The organism is Martelella mediterranea, from assembly GCF_004342225.1.
Classification (GTDB): Bacteria; Pseudomonadota; Alphaproteobacteria; order Rhizobiales; family Rhizobiaceae; genus Martelella; species Martelella mediterranea_B.
In genome coordinates this window covers 77324-92818 of the sequence record NZ_SMAR01000004.1, presented here as the reverse complement: position 1 = coordinate 92818, position 15495 = coordinate 77324, and the positions used below count along the sequence as shown (strand labels likewise).

The window sequence follows — 15495 nt, the reverse complement described above, 5'->3', positions numbered from 1 at the left end:
CGTCCAATTGCTGGATTTCAGATAGAACAGCTGTTTAATGAACTTCATTCAAGAGTTGAATACCAGAGACGGCGAGAGTAGCCTCTAAATTACCAATTAAGTCGACATCTGGGGTTTTAGCATTGAATATTGCACTTTCTGAAGCACTCCTTCCACTATCCAAACGGATGCCCCCCGCGGTGCGGGACATCGAAATCCTCCGGGTCTCGGCGCAACTTGAGGGGGAGGACTATGCGGCCTCTGCCGAGGCTGCGCGAAAAGAAGCGCTGAAATGGACACAGAAGCGCGCCGGGCGGGAGCTTCCCGAGGCAGCGTGGGATTTGCAGGATTTTGACTTGCCGGTGGGTGGGCGCAGCAGCACGGCGGTGCGGATAGAGAATGACGCGCTCGATCTCTGGGCGCTAAGGGCGGAAGACCCAGATAAGAACGTGGCTGGGCGCATCTGGTCCACCGAAATCGTTATTGGCGGCGAGGTTGGGAGCCGCCCACATGTTAGCCTTCGCTTAATTGCCAGCACGACCGAGCCGGATTTCACCATTGACCCCCACGTGCCAGGGCCGGTTTTGCAGATGATCGAAGCACCGGGCCTGATCCGTGGCCCACGGAGCCTCTCCTCAGAGCCTGTGACGATCCAGACGGAAAACGACGCTGAAGACCTATGCGACCATCTGGAAGACTGCGAGCGCCGACTTCCGATTTTTGTCGTTGCCATGCCAGAGGCTGGCGGCACCCCCCATATCAACACTGCAGTATTAGCCAAAGCTGCAGCGGGCCTTGCCCGGACCGTACTGGTTCCTGCCGAATTGACTTGGGTTTTGACTAAGCGTTTCGGGAAATACCGCTCCGTGTTCAATGGTGGGATACGCGCGTATCTGCAGGGTTTTTCCGCAGCTGACGACCCATTCCGCCATCGCCTGTTTCTGGAAGCTGATTTGCTCAAAACCGGTGGAGGGGCCGCCTGTGTTCGCAGTCTGCGGGCATTGGCCGCAGAGGTCAGCATCTCGGAAACACGTCTGGGCAAAGATGTTCTTGATTTTGCGGCAGTTCGTACAGCGAGCAGAAAACTCCGCAAGACAGATCTTTCCAACCACGCCGCTCCAGATGACGAACTCTTGCAAACTGCGGAAGAGTTGGTTGAAAGTCTGGAAAAACAGATCGACGAAAAAGACAAAGAGATCGATGGCTACATCGCAGAGGTTGACGCCGCAGAGGATCGCGCGAAAGCCGCTGAGCAAGAAAACCGCTCATTGTTATCCCGCGTTAGGCAGTTGCAAACCGCGCTGGCTGCGGGGGGCGAGACCTCAACAGAGGAGCAGCCTTTGCCGCAGGATTGGTCAGAATTCACGGACTGGCTCGACCAGACCTATCCCGACAAGGTCTTGTTGACACCTGCAGCCCGGAGGAAGGCACGTTCCCCTGAGTTCGAAGATGTTACACTGGTAGCGCGTACAATCGCATGGCTGGCAACCGTTCAACATGACCGGCGCGTCAATGGAGGAGGAAGCCTCAGGGATGTTCAACTTGAGAACGGTATCCTGAATTCACCATGTGGCGGGGATACCTATGTAGCTGAATGGAAGGGGCGGCGCTACGAAGTTGACTGGCATGTCAAAAACGGTGGCAACCTGCGTGATCCAAAAAGGTGTTTGAGGATTTACTATTTCTGGGAGGCAGAGGTCCAACAGACCATCATTGACCACCTCCCATCTCATCGCCGGACAAGTGCGACTTAGAGGGGGGGGGCTTTGAGGCGATGCCGCGCAGGTCAATCACTGACGAAGAAATCGGTCTAATCAAGACGATGCTGCGCCGTGGGATGCGCAATAGGGACATCCAATTCTATTTCAACAGGCAGGATCGACCGGTCAATTCGGGTCGGATCACAGGGATAAGATCTGGTGACTATGGTCCCGAGGTTCCAGAGGCGACAGATGCCGCACTAGACGTTTTTCTAGCCACCTTTGCTCCTGCCAAGGTGGGCGTTGTGATTGAAGCCGGGGAACAACGCGAGCCCACGCTGACCGAGCGAGCGCAAGCAAGGTTTGTTAAGCTCAACGATGGCAACTGGTACCTTGCGGATGGCGAGACATCCGAACAGGAATGCAAGGTGCAATTCGAACCGCGTCGAATGGAGCCAATTATCCGAGCTATTGCAGCCTTGGCGAACAACAGGGGCGGCTTCGTATTCATTGGCATCGGCGATCCCGAATGCCGCGTGGTGGGAATGACAGATACGGTTTTCGAAGAAACAGACATCGTCAGGATCACGGACAAAGCCAAGGCGCTCTTGACGCCGACCCCGTCTTTTTCGAAAGATGAAATTGAGGTTGGGGGCCATAAAGTTGGTGTGATCTTTGTTGAAAAGTATCCCACCCCGCCGGTGATAGTGTGCCGAGATGCGAACGGACTTGAAGACGGATCTATCCTGTTCCGCTATCCAGGACAGTCGGGAAAGATCAAATTTGGTGATCTTCTGGCCATGCTGCGCGAACGCGACCGGGCGGCGACGCACAGCTTGCTGACCAGTGCGTCGCGCCTCAGCGAAATCGGAGCGGATCGGGCTTTGATCGTAGATGCTAAAGAGGGAGAGATGGACGCAGGATCAAAGCGTATATTTATTGACCGTGCTTTGGCCGATCAACTTGATTTCATTCGTGAAGGAGAGTTTGAGGAACGCGCTGGCGCTCGTGCTTTGAAGCTAGTCGGTGATGTACATGCCGTGGACCCCGCGGGGCAAGTCGCCGAGCGCGTTGAGGGGCGCGCGCTGGACGCTGACGCAGTGCTGAGGGCCTACCTGAGCCATGATGCGGTCCGCGCCCCGCTCGAGTATGTCTGCATATCAGCCAAAGTTCAACGGCAATGGCTGCCGCTTTTTTACTTCGTCCGGCTAGCGGGCGGGAACATCGACGCAGCAATCGAGGCGCTTGATGCCACAAATGCTGTCTACCGAATCTCGAAAGCAAAGTCCCTTGAACGCCTTCGAGGGCAGAGGCTCGCTTTCGAACACCCCGGTGGTGCAATCCTTGAGGTGGTCGCGGATTTGCAGGCTGGTCGCATTGACGACTTGCGTCAAAGATTCAACGACTTCCAGATCGTTCGCGGTATTCGCGGCCTGCCAGACGGCTTCGAAGCAACCGCCCCAATTTTCGAACTTCTCCGCGACATCTATGAGGATGCGGGCAGAAACGCTGGTGTTCGGAGCGGTGTTTTCAGCGCAGCCGCTCGACTTGATGAACTGGAAAGTGAAATTCAGACTGGTCAACTATAGACAACAGATCATATTGCCTGAGTATGCAGGTTACCTTGCTGTCGTACAGGAAGCATTTTGCGCTTCATCAGCCTTCCGGGTGAGTGAAGCGAACCTCCGCCTCTCGCCCTTTTAAGAACTTCGAACGTTGCGCAAAGAACGGCTGTTTGAGGGATCGGGCCAAGAGCCGCTGACCGACCAAGATGGCCGCGCATTTCATACCTAGCAACGCCCTCCGTATAGCCTTTGATACCTTCCCCTAAAATAGGGGAAGCTTCCTTGCTTTGGCCATATCTTTACCATCCAAGATAACTACCTTTCTTATCGGCCTTTGCGCACCGCTGCCGACTGTGTAGTCCAGCTTCACATCAGCGAAACGGAAGTCAGAGAAGATGTCCCGCACTTCCGGGCAATCATTCAATGAGACGATGAAGCGGCCTTCGATGCCCGCGAGCAATTCGGCCATGTCAGCGAAATCATCACGCTTGAAGCAGTCTTTGCCGTAGTCTTCTCTGAGCCTTTTCTATCACTTTCCCAACCTATTGGCTTTCCGTCCGTTCCTGATTGAGCGCGAATAGCCGGGCAAGAATTTCGTCATCGGAAAGGTCGGCAGGCCAGCCATAAGCACTTGCAACGGCTCCATCCAGCGCCTTGTGTGCATGATCCAGCCATGCGGGGCGCTGGTTGTAGAGATTTGTGAGTGTCCGCTTCTTGAGGATTTCTGCGGCCTTGTCGTCAACCGGCAGGATACGCTCGGGAAAACCTTCGACCACCTCAGGTTCCCGGCGAACTAGGTCCGGAGGATTCAGCCAGTTTTCACGAAGTTCGTTGAGGCGGTTTGCGGCAGTTGCGATGGCAGTCGCGCGAGGGTCCTCGGCGTATGAAGATGCCGGGATGTCAGGGGTGAGACCTTCGGGGAACGGGAAAGTCTCGAATGTCCAGCCTTTGTTGTAGCGATCTTGGTTGCCAGAACCTAAATTGTTTCCAGCAAGTCTTGCCCAAAGAACATGAGTAGTCGATTGGCAAATTCCGAAGAAAGTGAAGTCCTCTCGTGGGAAGATAAAGAGACTACCGCTGTAGATACCTGTGGCGGGCAAAAAGCGGAATATAAAATGTTCCGATGTCTCTGGAACGCCGATTACTCGCGATAGATTAGCGATTTCGGAGCGCAGATCTGGTCTCGGCCTCTGCATCAACCAATGAGACTTTAGCTTATCGCTCTCTGTCGCCTTCCCTTTCGTACGATTCGAACGCTCCGTCCGCACATGCTCTACAGCTTTGAATGGTTTTTCGAAGAGCGCCGCGTCTTCTTCCTTCGGATATTCTGTAAAGTCGATTATCCAACCATCTTGATCTCTACCTGAAACATCGTCGTTGCCGTAAAACCGCTTCACTACCAAAGAATTATCGAGGCCATTAGGATTGCGTGGTTCCAGAAGCAGACTTCGAGCTTTGGTGGCGGGCGTCTCAAATGTGCCGTTCTGCTTCACGCCTTGGAAACACCGTCTCTTGTTGGAAGGCATGGTGTGGGCTCTGGCGAGCGTAAGGCCATGCGTTAAGTCTGTGTTGACAGCTGAAACAGGACGAAAATTCAGGAGGGGTAGACTGGCTCCTAAACCCGTCATTCGGGGACGCAGGCAGACAAGAGATACGCGCACCTCAGCACCAGCGACCACCCACTCAGTGTTTGCTACCGCCCAGAACAGTTCCATCTCGCCTTCAGAAACCAAAGCATCCAACGCCTTATTTGTAGCGCCTTTTGCAATCGATTTGGTTGCTACAAACCCTATTATAGGTTTTGGTGTAGAGCTGGTTGCTCTTAGGGCCAATGCAAACCAGTAGGAAACGAAATCTGCGGACCCTGGGTTCTTGCCTTCAAACACGCGGAACAGGCGATCGACATATTCGTCACCCAAACCAGCGACGGCCGGCCGGTTTCGTGTCGCTGGCTTTCCATTGCGAAGAAACTTTGAGCCCAGAAATGGGGGGTTTCCGATAATGGCGTTTGCTTCCGGCCACTCGGCTGGGCTCCACTCTCCATCTTGCGATAACGACAAGAGTGCATCCCGGCATTCAATCGTTTCGAGCGGCTTCAGGATCGGGTTCGAAGAAGCGGCAAAGCCGTTCTTGAGCATCCATTGAATCTCACCGATCCAGACAGAGACGCGGGCAAGTTCGGCAGCATAGGGATTGATCTCGATCCCCCGTACCACCTCGGGGCCGATCTGCGGAAAGCCACGGGGAAGCCCCAGCGCTTCCGCTTCGACCTGTGCCCGATGCTCCAAATCCTTGAGTTCCCGCAAAGCGACATACAGGAAATTTCCCGACCCGCAGGCCGGGTCCAGAACCCTGAAGTTCGAAAGGCGTTTCAGAAAGGCGTCAAGCGCGGCCTGAGCGGCATTGATCGCCGTTGTGGCTGCGCCCTGCTTTCGCGATCCGCTCCGCCCTCGCGTTGTCTTCGCGGCAGCATCTGCCAGTTCGGCCTTCTTCATCAAGCCTTCGATCACGCTCCTTGTCGCGCTCCACTCAGCCGCCAGCGGTTCAATGATGGTCGGGCCGACGATCATCATGATCTTTTCGCGGTCGGTGTAGTGAGCGCCGAGCTGACTGCGCTTTTCCGGGTCCAGCCCGCGCTCGAACAGAGTGCCGAGAATGGACGGATCGATATCCCCCCAATACTGGACCGCTGCGCGGTGAACGATTTTCAACTCGTCTTTCGTCAAACTGAAAGCTAGGTCGTCATTGAAGAGCCCGCCGTTGAACCAAGCAACTCTCTCGAACCCGACAAGCCCGCCACTCTTCATGGCAAGAAACAGTGACCGGGCAAACGTTTCAAACTCGCTCGGGTCGTCGAGGCCCCGCTCGATCATCCGCGTGAACAGCTTCGAGGGAAGCAGGTCAACGTCTTCGGCGAACATGCAGAAAACCAGACGGTTGATGAAATGAGCCACTTGCTCGGGGGCATGGCCCTTCTCACGCAGCGACGTTGCAAGCGCGGCAAACTCCCCGGCAACCTCTTCCGTCAGTTCCTGTCTGCTTTTAGCCGGACGAAGGGCCTCAGGGTCCGTGAAGGCCAGCTTCAAGAGGTCTCGCTGGTCGGCATCTTCCAACGCAGCGATTGGAATTTCGTAGGTCTTTGAGACCGAGTTCGTCCAATTGGTATGAATGCGAATCGTCGTTCCGATGTCGGAGACGATCAAGAGAGGCGGGTTGTCGAGCGCGACCGCATATCTTTGAATCTGCGCGAAGGCAGTGTCGAGATTTGCGTGGGTGCCCTTGTACTCCCAGCCGAAGCAGCCGCGCTTGAACACGTCGGCAAACCCGCGTCCGCCGGTTGTTTTCGTCGCGCCCACTTCAAAACCGTAGTCGAGGCCGGTCGGATCAGTTTCGGCAGGCGTCGGCTCTCCCAGCAATCGGCAGAGATCGATGAAATGCTCCTGAGCGGCGGCCCGCTCCTTTAGCTTGGTGCCCTGCCATTTTTTTATGAAGTCATGCGGTATCATGCGGTCCCCCTGAATGCGGCGACTTCACAATCTCAGCGGCTGAATTGCAAGAAAAAAGCAAGCCAAATAGTCGCCTTGAATTGCAGTGGAGCTAAAGCAGGCGCTGCGCCCGAACTATGCTCGCCTCATCACTGGCCTTCACTTTGTAAGCCTTCTGCATCGCCTTTAGGGACACCCGAAGTTTCGCCGGGGTTCCGCCATACGGTAGTCCCTCCCGAAAAATAATGGGCTTTAGAAGTAGAATTTTCTCAGGCTTTATGACCGAGATGGCGGCGCGATGCAGTCATCAGCTTATCTCTGCGAGAAATCACGGTTTCGGCAAGGTGCAAAGCCAATCATCACCCACCCTTCACCGCCCTGATCAGCAGCAGGATCCCGTCTGAGAGCCAGACACCGAAGCCGGTGCCAGCCATGGCCGCGCCGAGGATATAGCCCCGACCGATCTGTTTGATCTTCTGAACATCGGCAACAAAGGTTTCGGTTTCCGTCAGGCGTTCGGAAAGCTCTTTGTTTTCGCTGATCAGCTTTTCATTCTGGTGTTCGACCGTGTTCAGGCGTTCGTGGATTTCATCATGGCTGGTGCGGTTGTCATCCACCTTGCGGATCAGGGCATCAAGCTTGCCCTGAACCTCTCCGAGCTGACGTGCGATTTCAACGGTCATTTCTCTGCCTTCAGAACGGTTTTCAGCCCCGCCACGCCGGAGCCGACATAAAACACCCACTGGATCATATTCCCCGCCCATGCCTGCATCTGAGGCGTGGGCAGATCCGCAATCGTCCACGGGAAGTGAAAGACGCTGTCGAGGATGACAGCCGCCCACCAGAGCGCCAGCGGAAACAGGAACAGGCTGGCAAACAGCCAGAACCAAGGAAATGACAGTTTGGCCTTGTTGTAATCCGCCATGATGCGGGTTTCTTCGATCACCTGCCGGTAATATTCCGCTGTCAGATCTGCCTTGATCTTCTCCCGGTCGGTTTCCTGTTCAGCCCGCTTATCGATCAGCGTCATGGCGCGGTCGACAATGCCGCCCGCGCCAAGCTTTGCCAGCCATTTGATGATCGTGGTGATCATACGCCCACCTCATGCCCGATGATGGTGTTGATCCGCCGTGCGATCACATCGCGATAACGCCATGCGAACCAGAGAGTGGCACAGATGATGACACCGACCACAATCCAGCCAACCGGCAGGCCTGCCGTCCATGCAGCAGCACCGGAGGCAGCCGCCGACAGGCCGGACTTTGCAGCAGCATCTTTGAGCGCCATCATATCCCTACGCAACTGGGCAATCGTCGCCGGGCCGATGATCCCATCGTTTTGAAGATGCGGATGCGCCATCTGATAGGCCAGCACGGCTTTTCGGGTATTCTTGCCGAACCAGCCGTCGATTGCACCGGGATCAAAACCGCGCTTTTTCAGCATGGTCTGAACATCGGCCACGACCGGATCGCCGGTTACGGGCTTCTGATCTGTTTCGGCGCGCGGTACACCTTCAGGCGCATCCACGGCCATATCGATACCGGTATAGATGCCCTTTTCGAACAACAACGCCTCTTCCTTGCGTCGTCGGACCAGCCCCGGCAGCTTGCGCCCTTTTGAGGTGTTGTAATGCACGGCCAGGTAATCGGCAGCCTGTTTCAGCCGCCCTGTCCGCCAGAGCTTGCCGAACTGCCATTTACTGACCACACGACCGCCGAGGTTAAATGCCGCGCTTGTGGCAGCATCCATCTGGTATTGCGTCCGGTTACCCGGCGAATGTGCAACGACCTCTTTGCTGTAGCCGTTATCGATCACCGTGCGCAGGATCTGATCAGACTGTTCGGCGGTGATCTTCGTTTTGCCGGGAACGAGCTTTTTGATGCCGAGCTTTGCAAATTCCGCCCGGCAATAGGGAGAGCGCATGGTGAAGCCCGTCCCGATGGTCGGCGTGCCGGTGGGATCGAGATAGGCGGTCAGCGGATTGCCTTCATGAAGGCGCACGAAAGCACGCCCCCGGCTGGATACCGTGGTGATTGGCATAGTCGATTTTCCTTGTGGAGTTTTAGCGCCGGTCAGTCCGGCCAGTAGCTGTCATGTGCGTAATCGGCAGGGATCGGATCCATATCCTTGATCTGCCGGGCTGCCAGAATATGCGCCTGTTCATGCGCCAGAACCGTCTCGCCGAGTGCGACCATGGCCTGTGCATCGAGCTTGTGCGTGGTGTTATCAGCCGCAATCCATGCAAAGTCATAGTTCTGACCGTGCCAGCGATAGTCACCGGCAACCGCTCCGGCTTCAATCACGGACCGGGCTGACGCGGCCCAGCGCGAGATCTTGTCGATATCGCTGGGGCGGGACTGATACGTAACGCCTTCGAACACGAAACCATCTGCAATGCGCCGGTCACGTTCAGCATCGACGGCGTTCCGCAACATTCTGTTCTCGCGGCCTTCAACAAACACTGCGACAGCATCCCGGTGCTGATCGAGTAAGGCATGCAGATCATCCGGCGATGGGAAATCCGCTTCAACGTTCCATTCAAGGATCACTGCCGAGCCGAGACGCCCGCCGGAGCGCTTTTCCAGATGTCCGGTCAGAAAATCACGGCCCGGTTTCAGGTCCGGATATTCAAGCGAAAGCAGGTGTTCCAGCGCATCACGGTCGAGGTCGGGATTGAGCGCGTTAGAGCTGTCAGGGGAAATCGTATCGTCCATCAGTAATTCCTCAGATATTTTGCACGAAGCCGGAGCCACTGGTTGCGCCCACTGAAGCATTGAAGTCCTGTCAGGGCCTGACTTCCGGCGCAGTCGACTGTGTAGTCGCCATAGCCGATGTCGCAGCCGCCAATGTCATAAGTGCCGGAATCGTGCTGGATGCGCGCACCTTTCGGTGCCTTGTTATTCGCGTGCGCCGCCGCACGGTCTTCAATGCGGTTGCCGATAGCGGTGTAGGCCCAATTACTGCCCCAGTTTCCCCAGATGGAGCCATTGATATTTCCGTCGGCGGCGATCTGCCATGAACCATTGGTCAAATAACCATCGCTTCTAAAATTGTAGCTTTTGCCACGTGACCAGATATAGGCATCGCCGTTGTGCCGCTGACCGAACTCGACATAGCTGTTACCGCCATTGTCGCTGCACATTTTCAGCCGGGCATCTGTGGCCCCCGTCGATTTCAGCTCAGCAAGGTTCGGACTATCGAACTCGACCTTGAGCCAGCCGGTCATCACATCACCGGACTTCGAAACAGCCCCCAGCTTGTCCCGCGCCTCTGCGGCATCGCCTGAAGCCATCAGGTCATTGGTGTATTCGGTGCCACCGGCGCTGACAAAATCATGGCTGTCCGGTTTGAGTTCGCCGATCACGACATCATCCGTGCCATCATAGACGCAAAGCTTCCATGGGCTGGACGCCGTGCTGATCCACATCGTGCCCGCACTGGCATAGGATGGCCGCTCAACACCGCTGTGCAGTGTCAGCGCGGCCTTGCGCCAGCTGTTGATATTGGCCGCAAGCTGCGAGCCATTGGTGACGGTCGGATCAATCGTCACATTCTCATATTGCGTCATGCATGCACCTTTCCGTAGCCAACGGCGACATAGTCAAACGAGCGTTCAACCGGCGTGCCGGACTGATCTTTGAACACGATGTCAAAGCCGCTCTCATCCTTGTTTGCGATTTCATAAAAGTCGCCGAAGCGAAGCCCCTGCGCCGAGATCGAGACGCCGGTCAGCCCGTAATAGGGCGGATCAAAGCCGATCCGCTTTCCGGCAACCGGAACAACGATATTGTTGCCGCTTAAAATCCGGTCGGGCATATCCACCGTCAGTTCAGCCCGCGCGACAATCGGCGTGATGTTCTCATCGATCGATGAGAGCTGCAGCCGCACCTGATAGGCCCGCGCCGCCACATCGCCGGTCGCCGCCTCATGCCAGTCTGTCCAGACGGCTTCTGAGGCGTCCGGATCTTCATCCGTGGTGCGGATTTCCATCACCGCATTCCACTTCGACGGATCCGCCCCGACCATGCCATCGAGATTGATCAGCAGCGGCCATTTATCCATCGTCTCATCCAGTTCCTGCCCGTAGACAGACAAAACCGGCGTGATCCTTGAAGTGAAGACCGAGCCAAGATCGATGGTGCGGGCCGAGACATAGGTTCCGGCCTCAACCACGGTGTAGATATCGTCTCCGGCATTGGCGAGCCGCAGGCCCGGTTCACCGGCAAAGCAATTGTCCAGTGTCCCGGACCATGCCGGTTGCTCGATGAAGCGCTCGATTGCATTTGTCGGCGTTGCCCCGACCGTGGTCTGAATGAAGGTGGCAGACGGGCTTTCCACACCCTGCCGTGTCACCGCCTTGACCAGGTAGGTGCCGGGCCGTGTCGGGATCTGCACGCTTGTTGCATCGACATGATCGAGCTGGGCACCGGACGAGCGCCACGTCACGCCCGTCAGCTCCGGCGAATAGCGGATCACATAATGCGACAGGTTGAGGGCATCGACCGGCGACCATGTCAGTGTCGCCATATCCCCGATCACCGCAATATTGAAGCGTTCGACATTGCCCGGTGGTGACAGGACACTCGACAGATAGACCGCTTCAAGCACTGTCCATTTTGACCGCTGATTGAGCGCGGTAAAAACGGAACGAACCCGGAAGCTGTAAACACCGGGATCGAGATCCTGCAGATCAATCGAAACGCTTGTCGTGGAACCGACCGGCAGCCAGATCCCGCCCTGTTCGCGATATTCCACCTCGTAAAGCGTTGCCCGTGTATCATTCGGGGCAGACCAGCCGATTGTGACCGCGCCGCGCACCGACACGCCACCGGCCAGATAGAGATATTCTTCCACCGTGATATGCGATGGAGCCAGAAGCGGCCCGGTCGGATAGGTGGAAAACGATGGCGGTTCGAGGATCAGCCCCTCTTCCACCCTTGCCCATTTGGTTTCGTCATAGATCAGCGCCGAGACATCGAACTGATGCTTGTCGTTTTCCGTGATCGACAACACCCGGAAGGGACGCGGTGCAGCATCCGAGCCTGTCAGGATCCACATCGCACCGGCCACTGGCTGATCCGGCAAGGCTTCCGACAGTATCAGCTCATCCGTTTCCCCGGCCCCGTTTGTAACGGGCCTGTCTGCAAGCACGCCATCCGGCATGACGACTGTCAGCGTGTAGGTTTCGCCGTCATTGAGCGTGACCGCTGCATCGACCGTTACCGCCGTGAGTTCATCGGAAACGGCCTTGATCCGCCCGCCATAACGCACACCGGCATAGGACGGATCAGCCACCAGAACCACGTCACCCGGCGCAACGTCAGCATGGTCCAGCCCCGCACGATAGGTCACGACTTCGGTTGAGTGCTGTTCGGTATCCAGCAGCCATGCGCCGTAACGATGCGCCTGACCGCGTGAGCAACAGCCAATCGCCTGGATCTCTGTCTGGCGTGATCCATACCGTGCAACAGCATCCGGATCCTCGACCACTTCAATGGCGGGTTTATAGTTGTTCTCAGGATCGAACCAGCGTACGAGCACCTGCGTGTGGCGGGCCGAGAGCGCCGATCCCTGATACGAAAATGTGCCGTCAACAACGTTGGCCTGAGACACCAGTTTCACCGGATCGGCAGGCTTGTCGCAAACCGCAGTGACCGCCCCCGTGCCCCAGTAGACCATGCCCCGGAACACACCGGCAAAGGCCGTCAGGACATTGATCGCCTCATCGCGCGAGGTAATCGCGCCGTTGAACGTATAGCGCGGCTCTTTCCCGCCAAAGCCATCATCGACCAGTGCATCGCAATACTGCGCAATCGTATAAAGCGCCCATTTCGACACCTGCCCGATATCGACATACTGGCCGAGGCCATAGCGATCATTGACCACGAGATCATAAAAGATCCATGCCGGATTATCGGTGACGGCTCGCTTGAATGTGCCATCCCAGACACCGGCATAGGCCCGTGTCTCAGGATCATAGTTCGACGGCACTTCAATTTCGATGCCGGACCAGTCAACAGAAACGGTCGGGATCGCATTGCCGCCAAACTCAGCCGCATCCAGCGTGACACCCAGAACCGCACTGTCCGGATAAGTCAGCCGGTAATCTTCAATCACCGTATAGGATGACCAGTAAGTCTGGTTATTCGACGTTGTGCCATTGGCATCTTCGGAAAGCCGACGCACCCGGATATACCACGGCCCGGCCTCTTCAAGCGGGATCCGGTAAGCCCGGACATAAGGCGAGGTGCATTTGCCTGAGATCGTATCCCGGCGCACTTCGCGCCATGTGCCTGCCTCTGAGCGCCGGTCAATGGCGATATCAACCGAGTTCTCTTTGACATTGCCATTATCGGGATCGGTATAGATCAGCTGCGGCACCTGAATAGAGACACGCACTGCCGTTGCCGCCAGATTGGTGATGGCCCGCGTGGCCGACAGATCCTGTTTGATCTCAACACCAACGCCCTGTTCATTCTCGACAGCCGGAAACCCGGACAAGGCGGCCTGATCGGGAAAGCCGTTGCGGGTTTCGAACGTACCGCCCTCAAAATTAAACGAGCCGTCCGGGTTTTGGACCGGCACATCGTCAAAGAAGATCGACTTCGCGCCATCCTTCAGCCCACCGGTCACGCCTTCGCTGACCAGAAACAAAAGCCGCATGGTTTGTTTTGAACGCAGCGTGTTCGGGGCCTCGTTGTATCCACCGGAGCCACCGCTTTTGCCGCCCTTCCCGCCACCGCCGTGACCGGAAATTCGCATATGTTGCATAATGTGTTCTGCCTGAAGCTCAGATTGCGATATCTTCGGTGGAAAGGCCCGCGGCGATCAGCACCGGCGAAACGCGGAAGGAACGGCCATAGACCAGCGGCACGGGGCCGCCTTCCGTCGTCACATTGGCCCCGCCGTTAAACAGATAAGACGCCTGATCTTCATTGCTGCTGTCAGCGACTTTGGGGGCCGGTGACAGCATCTGCCCGAGACCGCCCATGGCGAGCGCCATGCCAAGCCCCTTCATCGCACCGCCGACCGTCGTTCCCAGAAAGCCAGCACCGGCCAGTGAGGCAGGCATGAAGAAGGCCGCGCCGATCAGGAACACACCGGCAATGATCTTGCCCAGCCCGCGATTGCCAGCGCCTGCCACCACCGGCACGATATGCAGATCGGCATGCCCGAGCTGAAAGCCAAGATCTTCCGGACCCAGCGCCATGCCGGTTTCCGGATCGCCACGCAGCACACGGAAATTGCGTTCCGCCACATACTGCCGGAAGCCCGGCACAACAGATGCAAGCGCCTCTCCGGCCTCGCCCGCACTGGCAACATCAAGCCGATAGAACGGTTCGAACTGGCCTGCGAGGTCGCCGTGTAGGTGGATGGTTCTTTTCATGAACGCCTCAATACGTATTTTAATACGCATATTGCCTTGCGATATCCGCCATTAAGGCGTATATATATACGCATCAAAGGGGATCAGTTGATGGACACCAACAGTCGCAAGATCATTAAAAACTTAGAAAACGATGGCTTCGAACTGGTGAAAGTCACAGGCTCACACCACAAGTTTAAAAAGGGTGATAAGACCGTTACTGTGCCCCACCCCAAGAAGGACTTGCCAATCGGCACTGTGCGCAACATCTATAAACAGGCCGGTTGGCTGTAAGGAAAGGAAAGCGCCATGCGTTACTACATTGCAGTTGTTCATCAGGAAGGTGACAGCGCTTTTGGCGTACACTTCCCCGATGTCCCCGGTTGCTTTTCGGCAGCTGACGACATGAACGATCTTTTGACTAATGCGAGCGAAGCCCTTGCCCTTCATCTCGAAGGTGAGGCATTGCCGGAAGCCCGGTCACTGGATGCTGTTCGTGCAGATGATGACGTTACACGTGATCTGGCCGAAGGCGCGTTTCTTCTGGCAGTTCCATTTATTCAGCTCAGTGGCAGAACCACCAAAGCCAATATTACCATGGATGCAGGCTTATTGAGCGCGGTCGATCAGTACGCAAAATCCCACGGCCTGACACGCTCGGCATTTCTGGCAGATCTGGCGCGCCGGGAAATCGCGGGCTAAGCGTCATACCGCACCCAATGCGTGATCCGTTTCAGCCACGGCCCGACCGGCTCACGCCGTGACAGCCGCCCGTCGAGGTGATGCAGGCAAAGACTGTCATCCAGAAGAATGCCGGAATGGCACGGCACCTTAGAGACCAGCTGCATAAAGAATACATCGCCGGGGCGGGCTTCATTGGCGTCAATTGCCGTAAAGCCCGCCTCTTCGAAATGATCGGTCAGCAGATGGTCGCCCTCTTCCCACCAGTTTTTTGAGCGGGCAAAATCCGGCAGCCGGACACCGCGTTCCTGCCAGTACCAGCTGCGCACAAGCCCGTAGCAATCAAAGACACCCGGCACGAAAGACCGGCCCAGAAGCGGTGTATCGAGGCAGTGATCGCCCCACCATAAAACCGGCGTGGTCACTTCACCATCACAGCTGATAATCCCGAATGGCAGCCCGGTCGCGATCTGGGTTTCCATATCGCCCTTCGACGGCCAGTGCGGATGGATTTTTGCGTTGTGGCTGTGAATGACAGCTTGCGGCGTATAATTCAGCCAGGCATCGGCGGGCATTTCAAAGGCGTTCTCCGGATCCTCAGCAATGTTTGGCACACGGATATAACGACCACCGGAGACCACCCCGCAGGCTTCCTGCGGCCAGACGTCGAGCGCATGCGCACGGGCTTGCCGCGCAACATCATCATCAAACATGATTGT

Annotated in this window: 14 protein-coding genes; 4 read left to right on the top strand and 10 right to left on the bottom strand. The window is 56.6% G+C overall.

Going from position 1 to position 15495, the window contains the following annotated elements; genetic code table 11:
* Nucleotides 1-122: 122 nt before the first annotated feature.
* Together EDC90_RS04260 and EDC90_RS04255 are read left to right on the top strand one after the other, a co-directional pair.
* Nucleotides 123-1733 carry a hypothetical protein gene (locus tag EDC90_RS04260; protein WP_132308908.1) on the top strand — a complete coding sequence of 537 codons (1611 nt, stop codon included), beginning with the start codon at nucleotides 123-125 and terminating at the stop codon, nucleotides 1731-1733.
* A 20-nt stretch (nucleotides 1734-1753) separates the two neighbouring features.
* A complete protein-coding gene (locus EDC90_RS04255) occupies nucleotides 1754-3268 on the top strand; it encodes an AlbA family DNA-binding domain-containing protein (protein ID WP_132308906.1) in 1515 nt (504 codons plus the stop codon).
* A gap of 238 nt (nucleotides 3269-3506) precedes the next feature.
* On the opposite strand, the gene EDC90_RS04250 is transcribed toward EDC90_RS04255, so the two are convergent.
* From EDC90_RS04250 to EDC90_RS04210, 9 genes are all read right to left on the bottom strand, one after another.
* Nucleotides 3507-3713, bottom strand: coding sequence for a hypothetical protein (locus EDC90_RS04250; RefSeq protein ID WP_132308904.1), 207 nt, complete (start codon nucleotides 3711-3713; stop codon nucleotides 3507-3509).
* 73 nt (nucleotides 3714-3786) lie between these two features.
* Nucleotides 3787-6750: a class I SAM-dependent DNA methyltransferase gene (locus EDC90_RS04245; protein WP_132308902.1), complete on the bottom strand. Its 2964-nt coding sequence runs from the start codon at nucleotides 6748-6750 to the stop codon at nucleotides 3787-3789.
* A gap of 338 nt (nucleotides 6751-7088) precedes the next feature.
* Complete coding sequence (locus tag EDC90_RS04240) at nucleotides 7089-7412, bottom strand: hypothetical protein (RefSeq protein WP_132308900.1); 324 nt, start codon at nucleotides 7410-7412, stop codon at nucleotides 7089-7091.
* Nucleotides 7409-7822 (bottom strand): hypothetical protein, encoded by a 414-nt coding sequence (locus EDC90_RS04235; RefSeq protein WP_132308898.1) that lies wholly within the window; start codon nucleotides 7820-7822, stop codon nucleotides 7409-7411. The genes EDC90_RS04240 and EDC90_RS04235 overlap by 4 nt, the downstream gene beginning before the upstream one ends.
* A complete protein-coding gene (locus EDC90_RS04230; RefSeq protein WP_132308896.1) occupies nucleotides 7819-8769 on the bottom strand; it encodes a glycoside hydrolase family protein in 951 nt (316 codons plus the stop codon). Before EDC90_RS04230 ends, EDC90_RS04235 begins: the two co-directional genes overlap by 4 nt.
* Nucleotides 8770-8801: 32 nt before the next feature.
* Nucleotides 8802-9443, bottom strand: coding sequence for a DUF4376 domain-containing protein (locus EDC90_RS04225; RefSeq protein ID WP_165972731.1), 642 nt, complete (start codon nucleotides 9441-9443; stop codon nucleotides 8802-8804).
* Nucleotides 9443-10297, bottom strand: coding sequence for a hypothetical protein (locus EDC90_RS04220; protein ID WP_132308892.1), 855 nt, complete (start codon nucleotides 10295-10297; stop codon nucleotides 9443-9445). Before EDC90_RS04220 ends, EDC90_RS04225 begins: the two co-directional genes overlap by 1 nt.
* Entirely contained in the window at nucleotides 10294-13500 is a 3207-nt protein-coding gene (locus EDC90_RS04215) for a host specificity protein J (protein WP_132308890.1), read from the bottom strand. The genes EDC90_RS04220 and EDC90_RS04215 overlap by 4 nt, the downstream gene beginning before the upstream one ends.
* A 19-nt stretch (nucleotides 13501-13519) precedes the next feature.
* Nucleotides 13520-14116, bottom strand: coding sequence for a tail assembly protein (locus EDC90_RS04210; RefSeq protein WP_132308888.1), 597 nt, complete (start codon nucleotides 14114-14116; stop codon nucleotides 13520-13522).
* A gap of 90 nt (nucleotides 14117-14206) precedes the next feature.
* Here EDC90_RS04210 and EDC90_RS04205 point away from each other — a divergent pair, with 90 nt between their 5' ends.
* Nucleotides 14207-14389 (top strand): type II toxin-antitoxin system HicA family toxin, encoded by a 183-nt coding sequence (locus EDC90_RS04205; protein WP_132308886.1) that lies wholly within the window; start codon nucleotides 14207-14209, stop codon nucleotides 14387-14389.
* Nucleotides 14390-14404: 15 nt separating this feature from the next.
* Nucleotides 14405-14797, top strand: coding sequence for a type II toxin-antitoxin system HicB family antitoxin (locus EDC90_RS04200; protein ID WP_132308884.1), 393 nt, complete (start codon nucleotides 14405-14407; stop codon nucleotides 14795-14797).
* Here EDC90_RS04200 and EDC90_RS04195 read toward each other — a convergent pair.
* Nucleotides 14794-15489 carry an NlpC/P60 family protein gene (locus EDC90_RS04195; protein WP_132308882.1) on the bottom strand — a complete coding sequence of 232 codons (696 nt, stop codon included), beginning with the start codon at nucleotides 15487-15489 and terminating at the stop codon, nucleotides 14794-14796. The two genes, EDC90_RS04200 and EDC90_RS04195, sit on opposite strands and share 4 nt — an antisense overlap.
* Nucleotides 15490-15495 lie beyond the last annotated feature (6 nt).

Bases quoted from the DNA above. Each gene is read 5' to 3' on its own strand.
- EDC90_RS04255 (WP_132308906.1), top strand. From the start codon at position 1,754: ATGCCGCGCAGGTCAATCACTGACGAAGAAATCGGTCTAATCAAGACG.
- EDC90_RS04250 (WP_132308904.1), bottom strand. From the start codon at position 3,713: ATGGCCGAATTGCTCGCGGGCATCGAAGGCCGCTTCATCGTCTCATTG.
- EDC90_RS04245 (WP_132308902.1), bottom strand. From the start codon at position 6,750: ATGATACCGCATGACTTCATAAAAAAATGGCAGGGCACCAAGCTAAAG.
- EDC90_RS04240 (WP_132308900.1), bottom strand. From the start codon at position 7,412: ATGACCGTTGAAATCGCACGTCAGCTCGGAGAGGTTCAGGGCAAGCTT.
- EDC90_RS04235 (WP_132308898.1), bottom strand. From the start codon at position 7,822: ATGATCACCACGATCATCAAATGGCTGGCAAAGCTTGGCGCGGGCGGC.
- EDC90_RS04230 (WP_132308896.1), bottom strand. From the start codon at position 8,769: ATGCCAATCACCACGGTATCCAGCCGGGGGCGTGCTTTCGTGCGCCTT.
- EDC90_RS04225 (WP_165972731.1), bottom strand. From the start codon at position 9,443: ATGGACGATACGATTTCCCCTGACAGCTCTAACGCGCTCAATCCCGAC.
- EDC90_RS04220 (WP_132308892.1), bottom strand. From the start codon at position 10,297: ATGACGCAATATGAGAATGTGACGATTGATCCGACCGTCACCAATGGC.
- EDC90_RS04215 (WP_132308890.1), bottom strand. From the start codon at position 13,500: ATGCAACATATGCGAATTTCCGGTCACGGCGGTGGCGGGAAGGGCGGC.
- EDC90_RS04210 (WP_132308888.1), bottom strand. From the start codon at position 14,116: ATGAAAAGAACCATCCACCTACACGGCGACCTCGCAGGCCAGTTCGAA.
- EDC90_RS04205 (WP_132308886.1), top strand. From the start codon at position 14,207: ATGGACACCAACAGTCGCAAGATCATTAAAAACTTAGAAAACGATGGC.
- EDC90_RS04200 (WP_132308884.1), top strand. From the start codon at position 14,405: ATGCGTTACTACATTGCAGTTGTTCATCAGGAAGGTGACAGCGCTTTT.
- EDC90_RS04195 (WP_132308882.1), bottom strand. From the start codon at position 15,489: ATGTTTGATGATGATGTTGCGCGGCAAGCCCGTGCGCATGCGCTCGAC.